Here is a 21201-nt window from a genome sequence, read left to right on the forward strand (position 1 = left end):
TCAGCCCACGCCAGGCGCGCCGGCGTCTTCGTGCGGTACCGCTATGAGATCCTCGCGCACCTTACGGGCGAGCTTCCTCGTCGAGCGCTTCGGACTGTCGCCGAAAAGCTCGGCCGCCTCGGCGAGGCAGGTTTTTTTCAGGCCCTTTTCCGAGCGCTTCAGCAGCTTGCCAAGCAACCGCGTCTCCTCAGCGGGGCCAAGCGGCTGGTCCTCGGCATCGAGAAGCGCGCGCATGACGAGCACATCGTGCAGTTCGCCGAGCCGCTCGCCCAGTTCGTCGACGGCCTTGCGCCGCGTCTTGATCGGCGTCGGCCACAGCCTGCCGAGCAGCGACAGATGCATGCCATGCGTCTTGGCCGCCTTGCGCAGATCGTGAAAATCATCGGCCGCGCCGCGCGAAGCGGCCTTGTCCAGCGCTTTCCTGGCGCGGCGCAAAGTGATGCGCGCGCCTTCGGCGAGCACGTCGGCAGCCTGCTCCGGCTGGTCGGGCAAAGCGAGCTTGTCGATGCGGACGACACCTTCCTCGCAAGCGGCAACCGCCGCGCCTATCGCAGCGTCGAGGCCCGCTCCGACATGCAGCTCATGCTGGCGCGCGACGAGCCTGTCGCGGACGGCACCGAGACCGCCGCCGGCACTTTGCTCGGGAAAGCTTGCCGCCAGCCGGTCGACTGTTTCGACCAGCGCAGTCGCCTCACGCGGACCGGCAAGCAGGGCCGCCACCTGGCGGTAGCACTGATTCTCGGTCACGCAGAATGTTTCGTCCCCGGAACGAACTAGGCGAAGTAAAGCGCGGACGTTTTTCAACCGCTTGCGGCACTTGTGCAGCGCCTGTTCGGGCCTGTCATGCGCCGCGTCCAGATGAACGAGCGCCCTGCCGATCTCCTCGGCGAGGATGCGCCTGACCTCGCCGGTCAGCGACATGCGCGGATCGATACGAAAGCTCATGCGACGATCTCCGGAATCCCCCCAAGGGCGAGCGACGCGTTGTAAAATCTCGGCTCGCCGGTGACTTCGCGGCCGAGCCAATCTGGCAGCATTTCGTCCGGTACATCCTCCTGCGTCTCGAGCTCGGCGATCACCAACCCCGCAAGCGTCCCGCCGAAGACATCGACTTCGTAGAGATAGCCGCGGTGTCTAACATGGTGGCGTGTCTTCTCGATGACACGTCCGATGGCAAAGGCCTGCATCTCTTGCGCCTCCGCCAAAGGCACCGGATATTCGAATTCATCGCGCTCGCGGGCCTGGCTGCCGAACTTGAGCGTCAGCTTGGCAGCGGCATCATTGCTGATGCGCACACGCACCGTGCGGGTAGGCTCGGCGACAAGATAGAATTGACGGATATGAATGTCCGCCTTGACCATTCCCCGCCATTCCTCACCTGAGACCAGGAATTTACGCTCGATTTCCTTGCCCATGGCGAGGCACTAAAGCGCGCACGGCCAGAGTTGGCAAGCCGCTTGACCGCAGTTGACTTTAATCATTCGATTGATTAACGTATAGACCATGATCAAATCGCCCAGTGCCAGCGGCGTTCCTCATGAAGCGCCCAAGACTGCCGCGGATATGACGCGGACGGCCCTCGTGCGCGCGGCGCTGAAGCTGTTCGGACGCCAGGGTTTCGACGGCACGTCGACGCGCCAGATCGCGGCTGAGGCCAAGGCCAATATCGGCTCGATCGCCTATCATTTCGGCGGCAAGGAAGGGCTCCGCAACGCGGCGGCCGACTACATCGTAGACACCATCCAGACCATTGCGGGCCAGGCGATCGGCAATCTGCAAGCGCCGCCCGCGGCATTGGCGGACACCGAGGCCGCGCGGGCACATTTAGCCGTCGCACTGGAGCGGATGGTCGCCTTCATCGCGGCAAGGCCGGAAGCCGGCGAGATTGTACAGTTCGTCCTGCGTGAGCTGTCGCATCCAACCGCCGCGCTCGACCGTATCTATGACGGCGTGTTCGAACCGGCGCATCACCGGCTCTGCCTGATCTGGGAACAGTCGACGGGCGAGCCGGCCGAGAGCGAGCGCACTAAACTCACCGTATTCACGCTGATTGGCCAGGTCGTCTATTTCCGCATCGGCCGCGAGGCGGTTATGCGCCGGATGGGCTGGCGCGAGATCGGCGATGACGAGGCCGGCAAGATCGCGGCAACAGTAACCGACAATCTCAGCGCGATTTTAGCTCGGCGCGATTTGGCTGTCCGGAAGGATCGTGGATCATGAGCCTGCTCTGTTCTTTGCCGCTTGCCGCCCAGCTTTTCAGCGCCTGCGCGCCGGCAGCACCGCTCGCCGTCGGCTACGTCGAGGGCGATTATGTGCTGCTGGCGCCGATCGAGGTGGCCCAGGTCGAGACGATTGCGGTCAAGCGCGGCGACCGCGTAGCGCCCGGCACGCCGGTGGTGACGCTGGAAAACGCCGACGCCAAGATCGCCATCGCGCAGGCCGAGGCGGCCCTCGCGCAGGCCCAGGCGCAACTTGCCGACCTGCAGGTCGGCAAGCGGCCGGAAGAGATTGCAGTGCTCAGGGCGCAGGTCGACATGGCCAAAGCGCAGGCCGCCGACGCCAAACGCAGATACAGCCGCGCCAGCGATCTGTTCAAACGCGGCACCGGCACGCAGGCCGATTATGATACGGCTTCCGCGGCGCTGGAGACGGCCAACGCGCAGGTCGGCCAGGCGGAAGCCAATCTCGCTGTCGGCGGCCTGCCGGCACGGCCGGAGACGATCAAGGCCGCCGACAATCAGGTCAGGCAGGCGCAATCGGCGCTGGAGCAAGCGCAATGGCGACTGTCGAAGCGTGTGCTCACGGCGCCCTCGCCCGGCAGGGTCAACGATGTCATCCGCTATCCCGGCGATACAGCCGGGCCGACCGCGCCGGTCATCTCCATACTGCCGGACGGCGCAGTGAAGCTCAGCGTCTATGTGCCGGAAAGCGCGTTCTCCTCGGTCGAGGTCGGCACGCTGCTCAACGTCCATTGCGATGGTTGCGGATCGGGCGTGAAGGCACGCGTCAGCTATGTGTCGCCGGATCCGGAATTCACGCCGCCGGTGATCTACTCGCTCGAGACCCGGCAAAAGCTGGTCTATCTGGTCGAAGCGCGGCCGGAAGGCGACGCCAGCGCATTGCAGCCCGGGCAGATCGTCGACGTCGATCTGGCGGACATCGGAAAATGAACGTCATCGACGTGCACGGCCTGGTCAAACGCTTCGGCGACAAGACTGTCGTCGACCATGTGACGATGACCGTGGCCGAGGGCGAGATCGTCGGCTTCCTCGGGCCGAACGGCTCGGGCAAAACGACGACCATCCGCATCATGTGCGGCTTGCTGACGCCCGATGAGGGTGAAGGCACGGTTCTGGGCTTCAACATCCGCACCGACAGCCTGCGGATCAAGCGCGAAGTCGGCTACATGACGCAGAGATTCTCGTTCTACGAAGACCTCACCATCGGCGAGAATCTCGAATTCGTGGCACGGCTCTACCGGCTGAAGCCGCTCGACGAACATGTGGCCAAGACGCTTGAGGAGCTCGGCCTGACATCACGCAGAAACCAACTGGCCGGCACCTTGTCCGGCGGCTGGAAGCAGCGGCTGGCGCTGGCCGCCTGCATCATGCACAAGCCGAAACTGCTGCTGCTCGACGAACCGACGGCTGGCGTCGACCCGAAGGCGCGGCGCGAATTCTGGGACGAGATCCACCGGCTGGCGAGCGGCGGGCTGACCGTGCTGGTCTCCACCCATTACATGGACGAGGCCGAGCGCTGCCACCGCATCAGCTACATCTCCTATGGCAAGATGCTGGCCACCGGCACGGTTGAGGACGTGGTGAGGAATGCCGGGCTGACCACCTTCGTCCTGCAAGGGCCGCGGCTCGATCAGGTCGCTGCCGCACTTCATGGCCGCCCAGGCGTCGACCAGGTGGCGCCGTTCGGCGCGACGCTGCATGTAGTCGGCTCCGACAGGACGGCGCTTCAAGCAGCGCTCGCCGACGTCGAGAAAGACCACAAGGGCGTCAGGGTCTCGCCCGGCGAGACCAGCCTGGAGGATGTGTTCATCCAGTTCATGTCCGGTTCGAAGGACAATATGGGATGAAGAACGGGATAAACAGCGTCTTTTCCTTCGCCAGGCTCGGTGCGCTGCTGATCAAGGAGTTCATCCAGATGCGGCGCGACCGCATCACCTTCGCCATGATGCTGGGCGTGCCGCTGATGCAGCTGGTGCTGTTCGGCTATGCCATCAACAACGATCCGAAGAGCCTGCCGGCAGCGCTGGTGGCGATGAGCAGCGATCCTTACACGCGAGCCATGGTTTCGGCGCTGCAGACCACCGGCTATTACCGCTTCGACCATGTCGCGCAAAGTGCCGCCGAAGCCGAATTCCTGATGGCGCGCGGCGACGTTGCCTTCGTCGTCACCATTCCCGCCGATTTCGCCCGACGGGTCGAGCGTGGCGACAGCCCGCAGATCCTGATCGAGGCGGATGCGACCGACCCGGCCGTCGCCAGCGGCGCCATCTCGACGCTCGGCACCGTTGCCAACCAGGCGCTGCTCAGGGCGCGCGGCATGCAGGAGACAGCGGCCGAAGCTGCCCGGGGCCAGCTCCAGGTCGTAGTGCACCGGCGCTACAATCCGGAAGCCGTATCGCAATACAACATCGTGCCCGGCCTGCTCGGCGTCATCCTGCAGATGACGATGGTAATGATGACCTCGATCGCGCTGACGCGTGAGACCGAGCGCGGCACGATGGAGAACCTTCTGGCGATGCCGTCCAGCCCGCTCGAGATCATGCTGGGTAAGGTGCTGCCGTATCTGGCGGTCGGCGCCGTGCAGGTGCTGGTGGTGCTGGCGGCATCGAAGCTTCTGTTCGCCATCCCCTTCACCGGATCGATGTCGCTGCTGTTGACGGCCGTCCTGATCTTCGTGCTGGCGCTGGTGCTGCTCGGCTATACGATCTCGACGATTGCCCGCACGCAGATGCAGGCACTGCAGCTCACCTTCTTCTTCTTCCTGCCGTCGATCATGCTGTCCGGTTTCATGTTCCCCTATCGCGGCATGCCGGACTGGGCGCAGATTTTCGGCGAGGTGCTGCCGCTGACGCATTTCCTGCGCATCATCCGCGCGGTGATGCTGAAGGGCGCCGAGCTGCCGGCGGTGGCAACGGAGATCGGCTGGCTGGTGGTGTTCGTGGCGCTGTTCGCCGGCGTGGCGCTGGTGCGGTTCCGCCGGACGTTGGATTAGGGTCGAACTCGATCCGCTTGTGCAAATGACCGAGATTCACACCGGCTTGGCCTGACCCGGGACCGGCGCCAATTCAGGCGCATTGAGCCCTTCGAAGGGATCGCGCCAGGCGTCGATTTCTTCAAGCTGCCGATACCAGCGACCGACAGAAGGATAATCATCGAGCGGCAATCGGGCGACGTCATTGAAGGGCAGAAACGTCGCCATTCGAAAGTCGGCATAGGAAACCGAACTTCCGACCAGCCAATCTCGCTCGGAAAGCTCGGCATCAAGTATTGCGGCGGCGGTGCTGAAGTCGCTCAGGCCCTCGTCAACCCGCGCCTGATCGATCGGGCCGAGCCCATAGCGCTGTTTGGTCCCGCGTTCGAAATGCACGACGTCGCAGGCTCTTGCGAAGTTCTCTTTGCCCCAACTCAGCCATCGGATCATCTCGGGCTCGTCGTCGCCGGTGCGCCAGAAATGCGAATGCGTGTCGCGTGAAAACCGGCAGGCTATGGCGTCGGCCTCCCAGAGGCTTTTTCCCAAGCCCACAAGGATAGGCAATGAAAGATTTGGATTGAGCGGCCGAAAGCGCTCGGCCTGCCCCGGAGCGAAGGGAGAGGCGAATTCGAACTCGACCTTGGCTTTGAGATACCGTGCCACCGCGACCGCGAGGCGAGGATTGGGATTGCGGCTGAAGAACAGTTTCATTGATCTCAGTCTTTGAAGGGTACCGGTTCGACCGGGCGCAACGGACGCTCAAGCACCTCGAATCGGCACATGACCTGGAACTGGTTGCTATCCTAGCCGGCAGCAATGATCTCGGCATAGGTGCTGAGATCGACATTGCCACCGGAGAGCACCACGGCAATGCATTTCCCGGCAAGGTCGATCTCGCCTGACGACAGCGCGGCCAAGCCGACGCAACCGCCAGGTTCGACGACCAGCTTCAGGCAAGCCATGGCATCGCGCATCGCCTGTGCCACCGCCTTGTCGGAAACGGTGATGGCGCCGGCGAGATTCTTGCGGTTGATCTCGAAAGTGATCGCGCCCGGCTCGGCGACGAGAAGGGCATCGCAGATCGAGGTGTGGCCGGGCGCGTTCGACACCCTGGCGCCTTTGATCAGCGAGCGGCGTGTGTCATCGAAATGCTCGGGTTCCACGGCCCAGACGGCGGTGCCCGGTGAGGCGTCCTTGACCGCGATCGAAATGCCGCTGCTCAAGCCGCCACCGCCGCAGGGAACGACTACCGCATCCAGGCTGACGCCAAGCGCGCTTGCTTGGCGCATCAATTCGAGGCCGATCGTGCCCTGGCCGGCGATGATGGCCGGATCGTCGTAGGGCGGCACCAGGACCATGCCCCTTTCCACGTAAGAACGGACGACGGCAGTGCGATCGTCGCGGACCCGGTCGAAGGTGATCACTTCCGCGCCCATCTTCCTGACATTGCCGACTTTCATCGCCGGCGCATCGGTGGGCATGGCGATGACGGCCTTGACGCCGAACATCGCCGCTGCGGCGGCAACGCCTTGCGCGTGATTACCCGACGAGAAGGCGACGACGCCGCCAGCGCGTTCTTCCGCCGAGAGCGAGGAGAGCTTGTTGTATGCACCGCGGAACTTGAAGGAGCCGGTGCGCTGCAACGTCTCGGGCTTGAACAGGATCCTGGCGCCGAAGCGCTTGTTCAGCTCCGGCGATTCGATCAGCGGCGTTTCGACGATCAGGCCGGACAATCGCGCTGCTGCGCTGCGGATATCGGCGATGCCGGGAGGGGTGGTCATGGCGAGGTCCTGCAAGAAATGAGACCGCCTATGGTGCACGGAAAGGGAGGCCGCGCACCAATGAAAAAATGTGACGGTTACAATTCGTCTTGCAGGCAGGAGAGGAGCGTGCCTGCCACCTGCCGCCTCCTCGTCTCTCCGCCATGCGGTCGTCGCTTCAATCGACAAATCGTTGCCGATTGACCGGCTTGGCCGCCGCTCCTCACCCCAACAGCGTCTTTTGCCGTTTGGGACCGCCCATCTTACGCCAGGTGTTGAAGCGGTGGGTGGCGGCGGCGAAGGAGATCTTCATCTGCTGGGCGACCGAATAGCGCGACTTGCCCTCGTCGAACAGGCGATAGCAGCACTCGACACCCTCCTCAGTCAACTTGCCATCGGGAGCCTTGTTGTGCGGATTGGCGGGATCGAATTTTTCGACCTGCTGCTCGACCAGGCCTTTCAGGCGCTGCAGATCCGCCTCGATGTTGGCGATCAGGTCGAGGACTGGTTTGGGATCAAACGGCTGCTGTTTTTCCGGCATCTGCGGGTTCCTTTCTCTTGGTTCAGATTCGGTTATATAAGTGAACGTTCACCGATAGCAAACGACGACCTGCTCGAGGTTTCGAAATCTGTAGCTTTTGAGCATGAGTGGAGCACGCACGATTGACCGGCGACGTGCAAGGTCATAGTTTAGAACTGTTCTAAACTAGGGTGAATTTCTCATGCTTTCCCGCGTTTTCGGCCTCGGCCGCCGTTCCTTTGAATCGCTCTCGGAACAGGAGATCCTGGCGCTCGCCATCTCCTCCGAGGAGGATGACGGGCGCATCTATCGCGCCTATGCCGACGGGCTGGCGGAAAGCTTTCCGCAATCGGCCAAAGTGTTCGAAGAGATGGCGGAGGAAGAGGACGGCCATCGCGATTCACTGATCGAGCTTTACCGCAAGCGTTTCGGCGAGCGGATACCGCTGATCCGGCGCGAACATGTGAAGGGTTATTACGAGCGCAAACCGGACTGGCTGGTGAGGCCGCTCGGCGTCGATCATGTGCGCAGCCAAGCCGAGGCCATGGAGCGGCAGGCCTACCTGTTCTATGTCGAGGCGGCCAAGCGCACAGGCGATGCGTCGACGCGAAAGCTGCTCGACGATCTGGCGATCGCAGAACAGGGCCACGAGACACTGGCGCAGCGGCTCGAACAAAAGCATGTGCCGGGCGCGGTCAAGGACGAAGAGGCGGCGGCCGAGCAGCGCCAGTTCATCCTGACCTACGTACAACCGGGGCTGGCGGGGCTGATGGATGGGTCGGTGTCAACACTGGCGCCGATCTTTGCCGCCGCCTTTGCCACGCACGACACATTCCAGACCTTTCTGGTCGGGCTTGCTGCCTCGATCGGCGCCGGCATCTCGATGGGTTTCACCGAAGTGGCCTCCGACGACGGTAAGTTGTCGGGCCGCGGCTCGCCGGCAAAACGCGGTCTGACCGTCGGCGTCATGACAACGCTGGGCGGGCTCGGCCATGCGCTGCCCTATCTCATCCCGCTTTTCTGGACGGCGACCATTGTCGCCGCCGTGGTGGTTTTCTTCGAGCTGTGGGCGATCGCCTTCGTGCAGAACCGCTATATGCAGACGCCATTCTGGCGCGCCGCCTTCCAGGTGGTGCTGGGTGGCGCGCTGGTGTTTGCGGCAGGGGTGCTGATCGGGAATGCATAGCAGCCCCTATCCGTTCACCACCCGGCTGTCTGCTGGCGCCTCGGCGCGTTCGGTCAGGCCGTAGTCGCGCACGACGTGGGCGATGCGCAAACGATAGTCGGCAAAGATACCGCCGCGCCCGGCTTTCTGGGCCTGCCGATGTTCCTGCGTGTTGCGCCAGGCCTTCACCGCTTCCTCGTCGCGCCAGAAGGACAGCGACAGGATGCGGTTCGGATCGGCAAGGCTCTGGAAGCGCTCGATCGACAGGAAACCGTCGATGCCGTCGAGCAGCGGCCGCAGGTCGGCGGCGATGCCGAGGTAGGCTTCGCGCTTGCCCGCCGCCGGCTCGACCTCGAAGATGACGGCGATCATGGCTTCACCAAAGGACCATGCGGCGCGGAGGCCAGCTTGAGGAAGATGCGATCCTCCTTCAGGATGAATTTTTCCCGCCGGGCGAACTCGTAATTCGCCTTGCCGGCGGGATCGGCGGCGAGCCGGGCGCGGTAGACTTCGTAGGCCGCAAGACTGTCGATGTTGTAGGCGGCATAAGCCGTGGTGGCCGAGCCTTCGTGCGGCGCGAAATAGCTGATCAGATCGGCGCCGCAGCGCGGGATCGCCTGCCCCCAATTGCGGGCATATTCCTCGAACGCCGCCTTGCCGAACGGATCAATCTCGTAGCGGATGAAGCAGGTAATGGTCATTTTCGCCTCCTTGGCGGGTGGATGTTTCTTGCGACCACAGTTCGAGCCGGGTCGAAACGTTCCGAAGATCGATATGCTAGGCAATCCCTCGCTGATCATGCCTGCCAGAAGGATTTCGCGTATTCGCGACGGACGTCTTCGGGTGTCATGCCAAGGTCACGCAGCAGATGATCGTCGATTTCGGCGAGATCGAGGCGCTGCGAATGACGGTCGTACCACCGCTTCAGGAGCCACAGCCGCAAGCGGCGCAAGACAATTAACGGGAACGGCCGGCGAGCAGGCGCGGCGCTGAGAATGGTCCTTGCAGGCATCGTCGTCTCCTTGATTTGCATCGAGATTAATGCTTGTCTGACGAGGATGCTTCGATGAGGAACGAACTATGCGCGAAGGCCCTGACATAGCCCGCATTGCCAGCCTGGTCGGCGATCCGGCGCGGGCAAACATGCTGTCCGCACTGATGGGCGGCACAGCACTGACGGCGAGCGAACTGGCACTCGAAGCCGGCGTGTCGCTTCCGACAGCGAGCTCCCATCTATCGAAGCTGATGGAAGGCGGGCTGCTGACGCTGGCGAGCCAGGGACGGCACCGCTATTACGGCCTCGCCGGCCCGCAGGTGGCAGGAATGATCGAAGCCATCACCGGCGTCGCTGCTGCTGTCGGGCCGCAGAGGGTGCGACCCGGCCCTCGCGACGCGGCCATGCGCGTGGCGCGGGTCTGCTACGACCACCTCGCCGGCGAGCAGGCGGTGGCGATGCTGGACCGTCTTGTCGCTCGACAAGTGCTCCTGCGCGACGACAAGGAGATCCAGCTTGGGCCGTCGGCCGCCTCGCATTTCGCCGCGATCGGCATCGACATCCATACCAAGCGCGGCGACCGGTGTGCCGGGCGTGCCTCGACTGGAGCGTGCGGCGTTCGCACCTTGCCGGCACGCTGGGCGCCGCCATTCTCGACAAGATCCTCGCCGAGAAATGGGCGCGGCGCGAGAAGGACAGCCGTGCGGTGATCTTTTCACCGGCAGGCAAGCAGGCCTTCGAGAACACGTTTCTCGCCTGACAGATCGCTTCGACGCGCTAGTACGCATTCGTCGTTTCACGGAAACGCCGAACCGCTCTGTCTTTTTGTTTTGACGCAATTCCGGACGGAAAACCTTTTCATACTTTTCCTGGAATTGCTTTAAAGCGCGTCGCGTTCGACCGGCCTCATGCGATGCGCTTTAGGTCCTTGTTTTGATGCATGTCGTTATCGCAAAACCGCTGCACACTTTTGCGCGACATGCACTAGTCGCGCTTGAGCAGCTTGGCCTGCTTGAAAAAATCCGCCCAGGGCTCGGCTTGCCCGAGCCGCTTCAGCGTCGTCTTGTCGCCGATCGGAAAGGCGTTGGGCGGCAATCCGGCCTCGATCTCCGCCCAGGTCACCGGCATCGATACCGTGGCGCCCTTTTTGGCGCGCGACGAATAGGGGGCGACGGTGGTGGCGCCGCGGCCGTTGCGCAGATAATCGACGAAAATCCTGCCCGTGCGTGCCTTCTTCGACAGCGTCGCCGTGTAGCGGTCGGGTGCGGCCTGTTCGAGCGCTCGGGCGAACTCATGGGCGAAGCCCTTGACCTCGTCCCAATCCGCCGACGGCTTCAGCGGCACGACGACGTGGTAGCCCTTGCCGCCCGAGGTCTTGACGAAATTCGGCAGGGACAGTTCGTCGAGCCGGCCGCGGATGTCGAGTGCCGCCGCGCGCACCGCCTTCACGTCGACGCCCTCGTCGGGATCGAGATCGAAGATGATCTGGTCGGGCTTTTCCAGCTCGTCGGTGGTCGAGCCCCAAATATGGATCTCGACGACGCCCAGTTGCACCAGTGCCACGAGACCGTCGAAATCGCGGATGAACAATATCTCCTCGCCGTCGGTCGGATCCTTCATCACGGCGATCTTGTCGTGCATGCCGGCCGAGGCATGCTTCTGGAAGAAGCGTTGGCCGCCGACGCCGTCCGGCGCCCGCACGAGGCTGAGCGGCCGATTGATGACGAACTGCTTCATGCGCGGCCAGACCAGCGCGTAGTGATCGACCAGATCCTGCTTCGATACGTTCTCCTCGGGCCACAGAAGCTTGTCAGGGCGGGACAGCGTAACCGAGGTTTTCGCCGCGCCTGCGGTTTTGGTGGGCTTTGGCTTCGGCTCTGCCGTGGCTGAGCGTGCTTTCGGTTTCTCCTGCACGACTTCCTCCGCCGGCTTGTCCTCGCGCAATCCCTGGAAGGACGCGTGGCGTATTATACGGTCCGACGTCCAACTGCGAAACTCCACTTCGCCGACAAGTTCGGGCTTGACCCAGACCAGCCCCTTGCCCCTTGGCACCGCGCTGTCGAAGGGCGAGGTTGTCGTCTTCAGCGCATCAAGCCTTTTCTTCAGCTCGTTGGTGCTTTTGGCCGTGAAGCCGGTGCCGACGCGGCCGGCATAGCGCAGCTTGCCGCCCTCGTGATAGCCGACCAGCAGCGAGCGCAGGCCACGCCCGGTCTTGTCCGACGGCATGTAGCCGCCGATGACGAATTCCTGGCGCGCCGTGCATTTCGACTTCACCCACGAGGGAACACGCCCGCTGCGGTAGGGCGCATCGGCACGCTTGGAGACGACGCCTTCGAGGCCCAGGCGGCAAGCATGCTCCAGCATGATCTTGCCGGGCTCGGCAAAGTGGTCGCTGAAGCGCACGGCCTGCTCTTCGGTCTGTCCGGCGAGCAGGCTGCGCAGCCTTTCCTTGCGCTCGACCAGCGGCTCGGAACGGATGTCTTGACCATTGAGCTGCAACAGGTCGAAGACATAGTAGATGAAACGGTCCGTACGGCCCGCCGACAGATCTTGCTGAAGCAGCGAAAAGGACGACACGCCATTATCCGCCAGCACGACGATTTCGCCGTCGATGACGGCATCGGTACATTTCAGGCCGCCAAGTGCCGCGATAATTGAGCCACCAAATTTGTGGGTCCAGTCGAGGCCGGTGCGTGTCAAAAGCCGCACCTCGGTACCGGCAAGCTGCGCCTGCATGCGATAGCCGTCGAACTTCACCTCATGCAGCCAGTCCTTACCGGGCGGGGCGTCCCGCTCCAGCGTGGCGAGCGCCGGCTCGACGAATTCGAGCCGCCTTGCCGCGACAGCCTTCGCTTTGCCGGCGGCCGGCCTGTCGGACTGCCAGACGCTTGGCTTCTTGCCGTCGGCGGTCTTGCCTTCGCCGACCTCCTCGATGGTCAGGCCGGATTTCACCGATTGCGGCGCCTCCTGCAAAATGTCCTCACCGGGACGCGCGGCGGCATCGTCGGACTTGATCAGCAGCCAGTTGTCGCGTTTTTCGCCGGGCCGCGGCTTCAGCCGCACCAGATGCCAGGCGCCATGCAATTTGTGGCCATGCAGTTCGAAATTGATATGGCCTTTCTTCATCCCTTTGGCAGGGTCGCCTTCGGGGACCCACGTGCCTTCGTCCCAGACAATGACCGAGCCGCCGCCATATTGGCCCTTGGGGATGGTGCCTTCGAACGGCGCATAGTCGATCGGGTGGTCCTCGACATGCACGGCGAGCCGCTTCTCATGCGGGTCGAGGCTCGGGCCTCGCGTCACCGCCCAGCTCCACAGCACGCCGCCATGCTCAAGGCGAAGGTCATAGTGAAGCCTGGTGGCGGCATGCTTGTGGACGACGAAGATGCCACCCGGCACGGCTTTCTTGCCGCGCGCGAGCTTACCGGCCGGTTCGGCGGTCTTCTTGAAATCGCGCTTGGCGTGATATTGCTCGAGGCCGGCCATGGTCTGATCCTAAGCCGATTTGCGCCGGGCGGCTTTGGACTTGGCGCCTTTTGCCGGGCGTCTGGCCTTTGCCGGCGGGCTGGCCTCCGACGAAAGGCTCTTCTTCAGTGCATCGAAGAGATTGACGACGTTGGAGGGTCGCGGTTCTGCCTTGGTCTTCGGTGCCTTCTTGCCGGCCTTCTTGGCGCGGACCAACTCGATCAGCGCGTTTTCGTATTTGTCCTCGAATTCGGAAGGATCGAACTTCGCCTGTTTCTCATCGACAATGTGTTCGGCCAGCCTGATCATCTCGGCGTCGGTCGTCACCGGCTTAATGTCGCCGAACACCATCTCCGGCCTGCGCACCGTATCGCCATAGCGCAGCGTCGTCAGCAGCAGGCCCTTGCCCAGCGGCTCGATGACCACCGGACGCTCGCGGCGGTAGAGCACGATGCGGGCAAGGCCCGCCGTCTTCTTGGCGGCCATGGCGTCGCGGATGACGGCAAAAGCCTCTTCCGAGACATCGTCCGCAGGCGTCACATAATAGGGCGTGTCGAGATAGATCTGCTGGATCGAAGATTTTTCGATGAACCCGTCGAGGCTCATCGTATGCGAGGATTCGATCTGGACGGCTTCGATCTCCTCCTCCTCGATTTGGACGAAGTCGCCGTCGCCGATCTCGTAGCCCTTGATCTCGTCGCCTTCATCGAGCGGCTTGCCGCTTGCCGAATCGACATAGACGCGCCTGACAGTGTTGCCAGTCTTGCGGTTGAGCACGCGGAACGAAACTTTTTCGGCCTGGGTGACGCCATTGGTCACTTCGACCGCGCAGGTGACCAGCGAAAGCTTGAGATACCCTCTCCAGGCGGGGCGCGGCGCCATGACAAACTCCCTGCGCGACAACGTTCAACCGAGAACGGGCAAAGTCCGTTCCGGTTCCGGCGGCGCAAAAGGCAAGTCCGGGCTTTCGGCCCAGCCTTGCCTGAACTCCATTCTCGATCGCGGCCCTACTCGGCGGCTTGCAGGTTGATCTTGCTTTCCGCCATCTCGGTAAGCTTGCGGTCGGTTGCCTGTTCCTCCTTGAGGTTGTTGGCCAACACATTGGCGCAGTCGCTGCGGCCCAGTTGCTTGGCCCAGGCAATCAAGGTGCCGTAACGGGTCATCTCATAATGCTCGACCGCCTGGGCGGACGCGATCAGTGCAGCGTCGAGGACCTCCTTGTCGGCGATGTCGCCGCTGACCTCATCGGCCTCTTCGAGAATGCCATCGATGGCCGGGCAGTCGACTTCCTTGGCCTTCACGCCGTGCAGCTCGAACACCTGCTCGACACGCTGAATATGACCCTTGGTCTGGGCGAGATGCTTCTCAAAGCCGGCTTTCAACTGCGGATCACTCGCCTTGTCGATCATCTTCGGCAGCGATTTCTCGATCTGTTTCTCGGCGTAATAAATGTCGCGCAGCGTGTGCACGAAGAGATCGTCGAGTGTTTTGATGTCCTTCGAAAAGAAGCCCATGGCCTTTGCCTTTCCATTGCTCTTGCTGTTTCGGATTTTTGGCTGCGGCTCCAGCCGGAAGCTGCAGCCCGCGCAGCCGGTTCGTCCCGGCACTGGGAAATCAACGTGCGGCTGACGGGCGGGTTCCTGGTTTTTCGACCACGTGCACGGAAATTTCGCCGTGGCAGCAAAAGTGAAACAAACGCGCGCCTCGGCGACATTCAGGCGAAACATATGTGATGCAAAAGTCACACTGGGCGAAATGCCGACGGACAGCACGGAAACACCGCGAATCAGCCGCATTGCAGCCATGAACAAAGGCATTTTCGACCAGAGATTAACATCGCGTTCACCGACTATTCACGCCTGGACGCTATGATCCCCGCAATTCGGAAGGGACATCCGAAACGGGACAGGGACCGAGTAAAATGAGCTTCTGGAATCAAATCGCCGGCTATGCCGCCGCCATTCGCGAATTCGTCGCGCCGACCTATCGGCCCGAGCGCTATTACATGCGCGGCCCAGGCCCCGCCTGCGCGCGCCGTGGCAACACGCTTGGGATCAGCGTGCACTGATGATGACCAGGGAAAGCCGTCACGACAGCCGTATCTGCCGGCCCGACGCCGACAACCGGTCAACGACCTATCGCGCCGAGCGCCCTGCGCTGACCGACAGACGTCGGGCGACAACGCCAAGCCTCTAACATTCCGGGCTTGATCCAGCCGCCGGCAGGCCTAGTGTCGCCTGATACCAGCTGCCGGGCGCCACGTGATCGTCAAGCCGAACCATTCTCCTGAGCCGCCAGAATTCGAATCAAGTCGCCCGTTGATCGTGTTCGACGGCGTCTGCGTGTTGTGCTCGGGTTTTGTGCGGACGGTGGTAAAGCTCGACCGCAAGGGCCACTTCCATTTCCTAACGGCGCAATCGCCGCTCGGCGAGATGCTGTTCAAGAAATACGGGCTGCAGACGGATCGCTACGAGACCAATCTCGTCATCATCGATGGCGCGGCTTTCACACGCCTGGACAGCTTCGTTGCCGTCATGGCCGAACTCGCCTGGCCATGGCGAGCGGCGCGGATCCTGCTGTTGTTGCCGCGCCCGCTTCGCGACTGGCTCTACGATCGCATCGCAAAGAACCGCTACGCCCTGTTCGGCAAGAAGGACAATTGTGAAATCCCTTCCGCCGAGGTGAGGGCAAGATTGATCGGCTAGGCTCATCGCCGTGGCCGGGAGCGGCGCGGGGCATTTTGGGGGAACTGCGGATGAAGGTTCTTGTCGTCGGCGGTTATGGCACCTTTGGCGGTCGCACCGTCGAGCTTTTGGAGGGCGAGCCCCATCTGATCCTGTTCGTCGCCGGGCGCTCGCTCGCCAAGGCTGACGCGTATTGCAAGAAGCGCGCTCCGACGGCAGCGCAACTGCTGCCGGCACTGTTCGACCGTGACGGCGATCTCGCCGTGCAACTCGCTGCATTTGAGCCTGATATTGTGGTCGACGCGAGCGGTCCGTTCCAGGCCTATGGCGAGGGACGCTATGGCCTGATCGAGGCATGCATCGCCCGGCGCGTCAACTATCTCGATCTTGCCGACGGCTCGGATTTCGTCGCCGGTGTCTCTGCGTTCGACGAGGCGGCGCGAAACGCCGGCGTCTTCGTGCTATCCGGAGTCTCGAGCTTTCCGGTGCTGACGGCGGCGGTTGTGCGCCGCCTGTCTTCGGACCTGACGCGGGTCGACGGAATTCGCGGCCGCATCGCGCCGTCGCCCTTCGCCGGTGTCGGCGGAAACGTCATTCGCGCTATCGCCGGTTACACCGGTCAGCCGGTGCGCCTTGTTCGTAATGGCCGTCCCGAACAAGGCTGTCCGTTTACCGAGCAGCTGCGCTATACTATCGCGCCGCCGGGCCAGCTGCCGCTTCGAAACACGCTGTTCTCGTTGGTCGACGTTCCGGACCTGCGTGCTCTGGCCGAGCTTTGGCCGGAGGCGAGGACCATCTGGATGGGAGCCGGGCCGGTACCCGAGGTGCTGCACCGCGCCCTGATCGGCCTCGCCTGGCTGGTGCGCGCCGGGTTGATCGGTTCGCTTTCGCCGCTGGCGCCGCTGATGCATCAGGCGACGAACCGGCTGCGCTGGGGCGAGCATCGCGGCGGCATGTTCGTCGAGGTGGAGGGATCGGACCGCGCGGGCGCCACCGGCAAGCGCTCGTGGCATCTCTTGGCCGAGGGCAACGATGGGCCGCTGATCCCGTCGATGGCGGTTGAAGCGCTGGTCCGCAAAGTGCTGGCCGGACATCAGCCCGCGCCGGGCGCACGGGCGGCGGTACGCGATTTAGAGCTCCGGGACTATGAGGCCCTGTTCGCCGGGCGGACGATCTACACCGGCTTCAGGAACGGGGCCGCGGACGAGGACAAGCCGCTCTATACCGAGCTGCTCGGTGCCGCCTGGCAAGGCCTTCCCGAGGCAATTCGGTCAATGCATGACCGTACGATCACGGCCGCAGGCCGCGCTAGCGTAGAACGCGGGCACAATGTTCTTGGCCGGCTAATGGCCTGGATGGTCGGCTTCCCCGGAGCAAGCGAGGACATCCCGGTTCATGTCCGCTTCGACACCGACAAGGACGGCGAGACCTGGACGCGGACATTCGGCAAGCACAGTTTTTCGAGCCTACAGTTCGCAGGCCGGGGTCGATCGCAGCGCCTGCTGTGCGAACGCTTCGGCCCGCTGACCTTCGCGATGGCACTGGTTGCCGAGGACGGCCGGCTGGCACTGGTCTTGCGCCGCTGGAGCTTTTTTGGCTTGCCGCTGCCGATCTGGCTCGGTCCACGCTCGACTTCCTACGAAACGGTGGAGGATGGCCGCTTCCGCTTCCATGTCGATATCTCGCATCCGCTTGCCGGCATGATCGCCCGCTACCGTGGCTGGCTAGAGCCTTCCGACCCGCACGGCTCCAGCGAGATCGTGTCGCCTGCCACCTTGCCAAATTCGCGGCAGTCCTGAGCCGTGCACAGCGTCCAGCCTTGACCCGTGGCGCCCGAGGCGGCGAGCACCAGGCGCCGCTGTGGCCCGACCCGGGGCGCATAGACCCACCAGCCGTCGCGCAGCGCCGAGCCTTGCGGCGGCTCCATGCCGGCGCCCGAGCCCTTGATTCGTGCCTCGACGAGTTGCAGGCCGGACGGCAGCACCTTCCAGTCTTCCTGCCACTGGGTCTTCTCCACAGAATGCGTCCAGGAGAGCGTGAAGGCGGCGACCGCGAGCGTCATCGTCTTGCCGGCCGCGACGATGCAGAGGCTCATGCCGAATTGGCCAGTGACGCCTGCCGCGCGCGCCAGCAGTGCCACCCGATCCAGGCAAGAGACAGCGCCCAGCCCGCCTCGTCGGTGAGCGGCAGCGCCGCAACCAGCAGCACGCCAGCGGCGAAGGCGACGAGGCGTTCCCACCAGGCCATGCGCCGGGCGAGAAAGCCGACGGCAGCGGCGCCCCACAGGACGATGCCCATGCAGGCTTTGATGACGATGTAGGCGACCTCGACGGGATAGCCGAACTGGGCGGCGATCGGGCCGGAGTCCTGCAGCATCAGCGCCGGGGTATAGACCGCCATGAACGGCACCACGAAGCCAGCAATGGCAAGCTTGGTGGCCTGGATGCCGATCTTGAGGCCGCTTTCCTTGGCCATGGGTGCGGCGGCGAAGGCGGCCAGCGCCACGGGCGGGGTGAGATCAGCCATGATGCCGAAATAGAAGACGAACATATGGCTGACCACCAGCGGCACGCCGAGCGACAGAAGCGCCGGCCCGGCTAGCGACGAGGTGATGATGTAATTGGGAATGGTCGGGATGCCCATGCCGAGCACCAGGCAGGTGAGCATGGTCAAAAGCAGCGACAGGAACAGATTGTTCTCGCCGATCGAGATGATCCAGCCGATGAAGGTCGAGGCGATGCCGGTGAGCGTCAGCGTGCCGATGACGATGCCGACGATGGCGCAGGCAATGCCGACCGGCAGCGCGTTCTTTGCTCCCTCGGCAAGGGAATCGACGCATATGCGCAGTGTCTCGCGCCCGCCCTTGAAGGTGAGGCAGGCGACGACCAGCACGGCGATGACCAGGCCGAGGATGTTGACGCCGAACTTCATGAAGGAAGCGGCGGCAAGCCCGAGCGCCAGCCAGAAGACGACGCGGAAGGCGAGCGGCCCGATCGATGCCGCCAGCGGCGTGCCGAGGATAAGCACAATGGTCAACGCCAGGCCCATGGTGCCGGCGAAGACCGGTGTGTAGCCGGCAAACAGCAGATAGATCAGTGCTGCGAGCGGCAGTACCAGCGGCCAGTGTTGTCTCACCGCATCCCACGGATTGGGCAGGTCGGCCTTGGCCATGCCGTGCAGGCCGGCCTTGCCGGCCTCCAAATGCACCTGCCAGAAACAGGCGCCAAAATAGAGCAGCGCCGGAATGATCGCCGCCTTGACCACCGCGGCATAGGGAATGTTCAGCGTCTCGGCCATGATGAAGGCAACCGCACCCATCACCGGAGGCATGATCTGGCCGCCCATCGACGAGGTCGCCTCGACGGCTCCGGCGAAGGCCGAGCGGAAGCCAAAGCGCTTCATCAGCGGGATGGTGAACTGGCCGCTGGCCACCACATTGGCGACGCCGGAGCCGGAAATGGTGCCCATCAGCGCCGAGGACAGCACGCAGACCTGCGCCGGGCCGCCGCGCCATGAGCCGACCAGGCCAAGTGCAAAATCGTTGAACAGCGCGATCATGCCGGCGCGTTCGAGAAAGGCGGCGAAGACGACGAAGATGAAGATGTAGGCGGCCGAGACATAGATCGGCGTGCCGTAGATGCCTTCGGTGCCATAGGCGAAGGTGTCGACGAGCTGGGCGAAATCATAGCCGCGATGGATGAAAGGCGGTGGCAGATGATTGCCGGCAAATGCGTAGGCGAGAAAGATGAACGCAATAACGGCAAGCGGCAGTCCCATCAACCGCCGCGCCGCCTCGAAGACCAGCACGACCAGCACCGCGCCGACGATCAAATCAGGCGTGGTGAGGAAGCCAGAGCGGCGGATGAGGTCGGCATAGAATACCCAGTTGTACAGACCGGTGGCGAAGCCGAGCACGCCGAGAGTCCAGAAGACTGCTTTCGCCGGGACGCTTTTGGCACGCAGATTGGCGATCAGGGCAAAGCCGAGCAGCAGCAGGAAGCCGACATGCATGGCGCGGACGACCTGGCTCGGCAGGCTGCCGTAGGCGGCGATGTAGATCTGGAAGATGGAGAAGGCGACGGCGATAAAAAAAGCCGCCTTGCCGGCGATGCCTTCGCCGAAGCCGGGTGGCAGGCCTTCGACAGGGATTTCGGCTGTGGTGGAAAGAACGGTCGGGGTTTCGGTCATTGGCGGGGTTCCTGGGGGGCGTCCCTCTCCCTTGAGGGGAGGGTGGACAGCCGCCGAAGGCGGATGGACGGGTGGGGTAACCTCAACTGCCTCGACCTTTGCCTGAACGATGGAGCGCGTCGCCGAGGACCCCTCCCGGCCCTGCGGGCCACCCTCCCCTCAAGGGGGAGGGATGGCGCCTTACTTCACCAATCCCTTTTCCTTGTAATACCTCTCGGCGCCTGGATGCAGCGGCACCGGCATGCCGTCGAGCGCCTTGGCCGGGTCGATCGCCTTGGCGGCGGCATGGGCAGCGGTGAGCTGGTCGAGATGCTCGAACAGCAGCTTGGTCATCTGGTAGGCGGTCTCGTCGGAGACATCGGCGCTGGTGATCAGGAAATTACCGACGGCGGCGGTCGCGACATCATCGGTCTGGCCCTCATAGGTGCCTTTCGGGATGACCACGGAAAGATAGGGCGAGCCGATCTTGGCGACGTCCTCCGCCGGCACGGCAACGATGTTGACCGGGACCGAGGTGGCGAGGTCGCGGATCGAGGCAACGCCCAGGCCAGCCGATTGCAGCGTGGCGTCGAGCTGGCGGTTCTTGATCAGCTCCACCGATTCGGCGAAGGGCAGATATTCGATCCGCCCGAGGTCTTCGTATTTCAGCCCGGCAGCGGCGAAGATCGTGCGGGCGTTGAGCTCGGTGCCCGAGGCCGGCGCGCCGACCGACAGGCTCTTGCCCTTGAGGTCGGCGAGCGTCTTGATGCCGGACTCCTTGCTGGCGACGATCTGGATGTAGTTGGGATAGATGGCGGCAATGCCGCGCAGCTTGTCGAGCTTGCCTGGGAAGCCGGCTTCGGTATTGCCCTCGGCGGCCAGCTTGACGGAATCGCCGAGCGCAAAGGCGATCTCGCCCTTGCCCTGTTGCAGCAGGTTGAGGTTTTCGACCGACGCTTTCGTCGCCTGCACCTGGGTACGCGCGCCTTCGATGCCCTTGCCATAGATCTCCGACAGCGCTACGCCGAGCGGATAGTAGACGCCCGACGTGCCGCCGGTCAGCACGTTGATGAATTCCTGTGCCTTGACCGATACCGCGCCAAGGCCAAGCGACAGCGCCAGCGCGCCGGCTGCAACAAATTTCGTCCTGAAATTGAGCATGCGATTTCCTCCCTGAAAATGCGCCGCCGTGCCCTCCTCTGCGGCACGAAGCGAAGCGAGTTTAGACAGCGGGC

Annotated in this window: 22 protein-coding genes and 1 pseudogene; 9 read left to right on the forward strand and 14 right to left on the reverse strand. The window is 63.4% G+C overall.

All coding sequences use genetic code 11. The annotated features are described in order from the left end of the window. Together NKI50_RS17720 and NKI50_RS17725 are read right to left on the reverse strand one after the other, a co-directional pair. Complete coding sequence (locus tag NKI50_RS17720) at positions 1 to 945, reverse strand: CHAD domain-containing protein (protein ID WP_352717217.1); 945 nt, start codon at positions 943 to 945, stop codon at positions 1 to 3. Continuing rightward, positions 942 to 1415 carry a CYTH domain-containing protein gene (locus tag NKI50_RS17725; RefSeq protein ID WP_023718867.1) on the reverse strand — a complete coding sequence of 158 codons (474 nt, stop codon included), beginning with the start codon at positions 1413 to 1415 and terminating at the stop codon, positions 942 to 944. The genes NKI50_RS17720 and NKI50_RS17725 overlap by 4 nt, the downstream gene beginning before the upstream one ends. A gap of 88 nt (positions 1416 to 1503) precedes the next feature. Between NKI50_RS17725 and NKI50_RS17730 the strand changes: the two genes are divergently transcribed. From NKI50_RS17730 to NKI50_RS17745, 4 genes are read left to right on the forward strand one after another with little or no spacing between them, the layout of a single operon-like run. Continuing rightward, positions 1504 to 2220, forward strand: a complete 717-nt coding sequence (locus NKI50_RS17730) for a CerR family C-terminal domain-containing protein (RefSeq protein WP_502900372.1) — start codon at positions 1504 to 1506, stop codon at positions 2218 to 2220. Then, positions 2217 to 3170 (forward strand): HlyD family secretion protein, encoded by a 954-nt coding sequence (locus NKI50_RS17735; RefSeq protein ID WP_023718865.1) that lies wholly within the window; start codon positions 2217 to 2219, stop codon positions 3168 to 3170. Before NKI50_RS17730 ends, NKI50_RS17735 begins: the two co-directional genes overlap by 4 nt. Next, positions 3167 to 4087 (forward strand): ABC transporter ATP-binding protein, encoded by a 921-nt coding sequence (locus NKI50_RS17740; RefSeq protein WP_023718864.1) that lies wholly within the window; start codon positions 3167 to 3169, stop codon positions 4085 to 4087. The genes NKI50_RS17735 and NKI50_RS17740 overlap by 4 nt, the downstream gene beginning before the upstream one ends. A gap of 8 nt (positions 4088 to 4095) precedes the next feature. Further along, positions 4096 to 5232 carry an ABC transporter permease gene (locus NKI50_RS17745; RefSeq protein ID WP_023718863.1) on the forward strand — a complete coding sequence of 379 codons (1137 nt, stop codon included), beginning with the start codon at positions 4096 to 4098 and terminating at the stop codon, positions 5230 to 5232. Between the two features lie 36 nt (positions 5233 to 5268). Here the strand turns inward: NKI50_RS17745 and NKI50_RS17750 are convergent, their stop codons facing one another. The 3 genes from NKI50_RS17750 to NKI50_RS17760 form a co-directional block, all read right to left on the reverse strand. After that, a complete protein-coding gene (locus NKI50_RS17750; RefSeq protein ID WP_352640365.1) occupies positions 5269 to 5922 on the reverse strand; it encodes a glutathione S-transferase family protein in 654 nt (217 codons plus the stop codon). Positions 5923 to 6014: 92 nt separating this feature from the next. After that, positions 6015 to 6992: a threonine/serine dehydratase family protein gene (locus NKI50_RS17755; protein WP_352495447.1), complete on the reverse strand. Its 978-nt coding sequence runs from the start codon at positions 6990 to 6992 to the stop codon at positions 6015 to 6017. 202 nt (positions 6993 to 7194) lie between these two features. Beyond that, on the reverse strand, positions 7195 to 7512 hold the full coding sequence (locus tag NKI50_RS17760; RefSeq protein ID WP_023718860.1) for a hypothetical protein: 318 nt from the start codon (positions 7510 to 7512) through the stop codon (positions 7195 to 7197). Between the two features lie 181 nt (positions 7513 to 7693). On the opposite strand from NKI50_RS17760, the gene mbfA reads away from it, so the two are divergent. Next, entirely contained in the window at positions 7694 to 8677 is a 984-nt protein-coding gene (gene mbfA / locus NKI50_RS17765) for an iron exporter MbfA (protein WP_023718859.1), read from the forward strand. A 6-nt stretch (positions 8678 to 8683) separates the two neighbouring features. Here mbfA and NKI50_RS17770 read toward each other — a convergent pair whose 3' ends face one another. The 3 genes from NKI50_RS17770 to NKI50_RS17780 form a co-directional block, all read right to left on the reverse strand. Next, complete coding sequence (locus NKI50_RS17770) at positions 8684 to 9028, reverse strand: antibiotic biosynthesis monooxygenase family protein (RefSeq protein WP_023718858.1); 345 nt, start codon at positions 9026 to 9028, stop codon at positions 8684 to 8686. Next, positions 9025 to 9357: an NIPSNAP family protein gene (locus NKI50_RS17775; RefSeq protein WP_352640366.1), complete on the reverse strand. Its 333-nt coding sequence runs from the start codon at positions 9355 to 9357 to the stop codon at positions 9025 to 9027. Before NKI50_RS17775 ends, NKI50_RS17770 begins: the two co-directional genes overlap by 4 nt. Positions 9358 to 9452: 95 nt before the next feature. Further along, the gene (locus NKI50_RS17780; RefSeq protein WP_352640367.1) at positions 9453 to 9668 is read right to left on the reverse strand and encodes a DUF1127 domain-containing protein; all 216 of its coding nucleotides are present in this window, start codon (positions 9666 to 9668) and stop codon (positions 9453 to 9455) included. Between the two features lie 68 nt (positions 9669 to 9736). Here NKI50_RS17780 and NKI50_RS17785 point away from each other — a divergent pair. After that, positions 9737 to 10410, forward strand: a pseudogene (locus NKI50_RS17785) (ArsR/SmtB family transcription factor). Between the two features lie 224 nt (positions 10411 to 10634). On the opposite strand, the gene ligD reads toward NKI50_RS17785, so the two are convergent. The 3 genes from ligD to NKI50_RS17800 form a co-directional block, all read right to left on the reverse strand. Further along, the gene (gene ligD / locus NKI50_RS17790) at positions 10635 to 13136 is read right to left on the reverse strand and encodes a DNA ligase D (RefSeq protein ID WP_352640369.1); all 2502 of its coding nucleotides are present in this window, start codon (positions 13134 to 13136) and stop codon (positions 10635 to 10637) included. 9 nt (positions 13137 to 13145) lie between these two features. Beyond that, positions 13146 to 13997, reverse strand: coding sequence for a non-homologous end joining protein Ku (gene ku, locus NKI50_RS17795; protein ID WP_023718853.1), 852 nt, complete (start codon positions 13995 to 13997; stop codon positions 13146 to 13148). Positions 13998 to 14122: 125 nt separating this feature from the next. Continuing rightward, entirely contained in the window at positions 14123 to 14629 is a 507-nt protein-coding gene (locus NKI50_RS17800; RefSeq protein ID WP_023718852.1) for a YciE/YciF ferroxidase family protein, read from the reverse strand. A 407-nt stretch (positions 14630 to 15036) separates the two neighbouring features. Here NKI50_RS17800 and NKI50_RS17805 point away from each other — a divergent pair, with 407 nt between their 5' ends. From NKI50_RS17805 to NKI50_RS17815, 3 genes are all read left to right on the forward strand, one after another. After that, the gene (locus NKI50_RS17805) at positions 15037 to 15183 is read left to right on the forward strand and encodes a hypothetical protein (protein ID WP_023718851.1); all 147 of its coding nucleotides are present in this window, start codon (positions 15037 to 15039) and stop codon (positions 15181 to 15183) included. A 256-nt stretch (positions 15184 to 15439) separates the two neighbouring features. After that, on the forward strand, positions 15440 to 15820 hold the full coding sequence (locus NKI50_RS17810) for a thiol-disulfide oxidoreductase DCC family protein (RefSeq protein WP_502897221.1): 381 nt from the start codon (positions 15440 to 15442) through the stop codon (positions 15818 to 15820). Positions 15821 to 15870: 50 nt separating this feature from the next. Continuing rightward, positions 15871 to 17598, forward strand: a complete 1728-nt coding sequence (locus NKI50_RS17815; RefSeq protein WP_352640371.1) for a saccharopine dehydrogenase family protein — start codon at positions 15871 to 15873, stop codon at positions 17596 to 17598. Here NKI50_RS17815 and NKI50_RS17820 read toward each other — a convergent pair. The 3 genes from NKI50_RS17820 to NKI50_RS17830 form a co-directional block, all read right to left on the reverse strand. Further along, positions 17511 to 17894, reverse strand: a complete 384-nt coding sequence (locus NKI50_RS17820; protein WP_352592309.1) for a DUF1850 domain-containing protein — start codon at positions 17892 to 17894, stop codon at positions 17511 to 17513. The two genes, NKI50_RS17815 and NKI50_RS17820, sit on opposite strands and share 88 nt — an antisense overlap. Beyond that, a complete protein-coding gene (locus NKI50_RS17825) occupies positions 17891 to 19987 on the reverse strand; it encodes a TRAP transporter permease (RefSeq protein ID WP_352640372.1) in 2097 nt (698 codons plus the stop codon). The genes NKI50_RS17820 and NKI50_RS17825 overlap by 4 nt, the downstream gene beginning before the upstream one ends. A 180-nt stretch (positions 19988 to 20167) precedes the next feature. Next, positions 20168 to 21127, reverse strand: coding sequence for a TAXI family TRAP transporter solute-binding subunit (locus tag NKI50_RS17830; protein ID WP_352481372.1), 960 nt, complete (start codon positions 21125 to 21127; stop codon positions 20168 to 20170). Positions 21128 to 21201: the final 74 nt, after the last annotated feature.

The sequence above is a fragment of the Mesorhizobium sp. M0563 genome (genome assembly GCF_040321065.1).
Classification (GTDB): Bacteria; Pseudomonadota; Alphaproteobacteria; order Rhizobiales; family Rhizobiaceae; genus Mesorhizobium.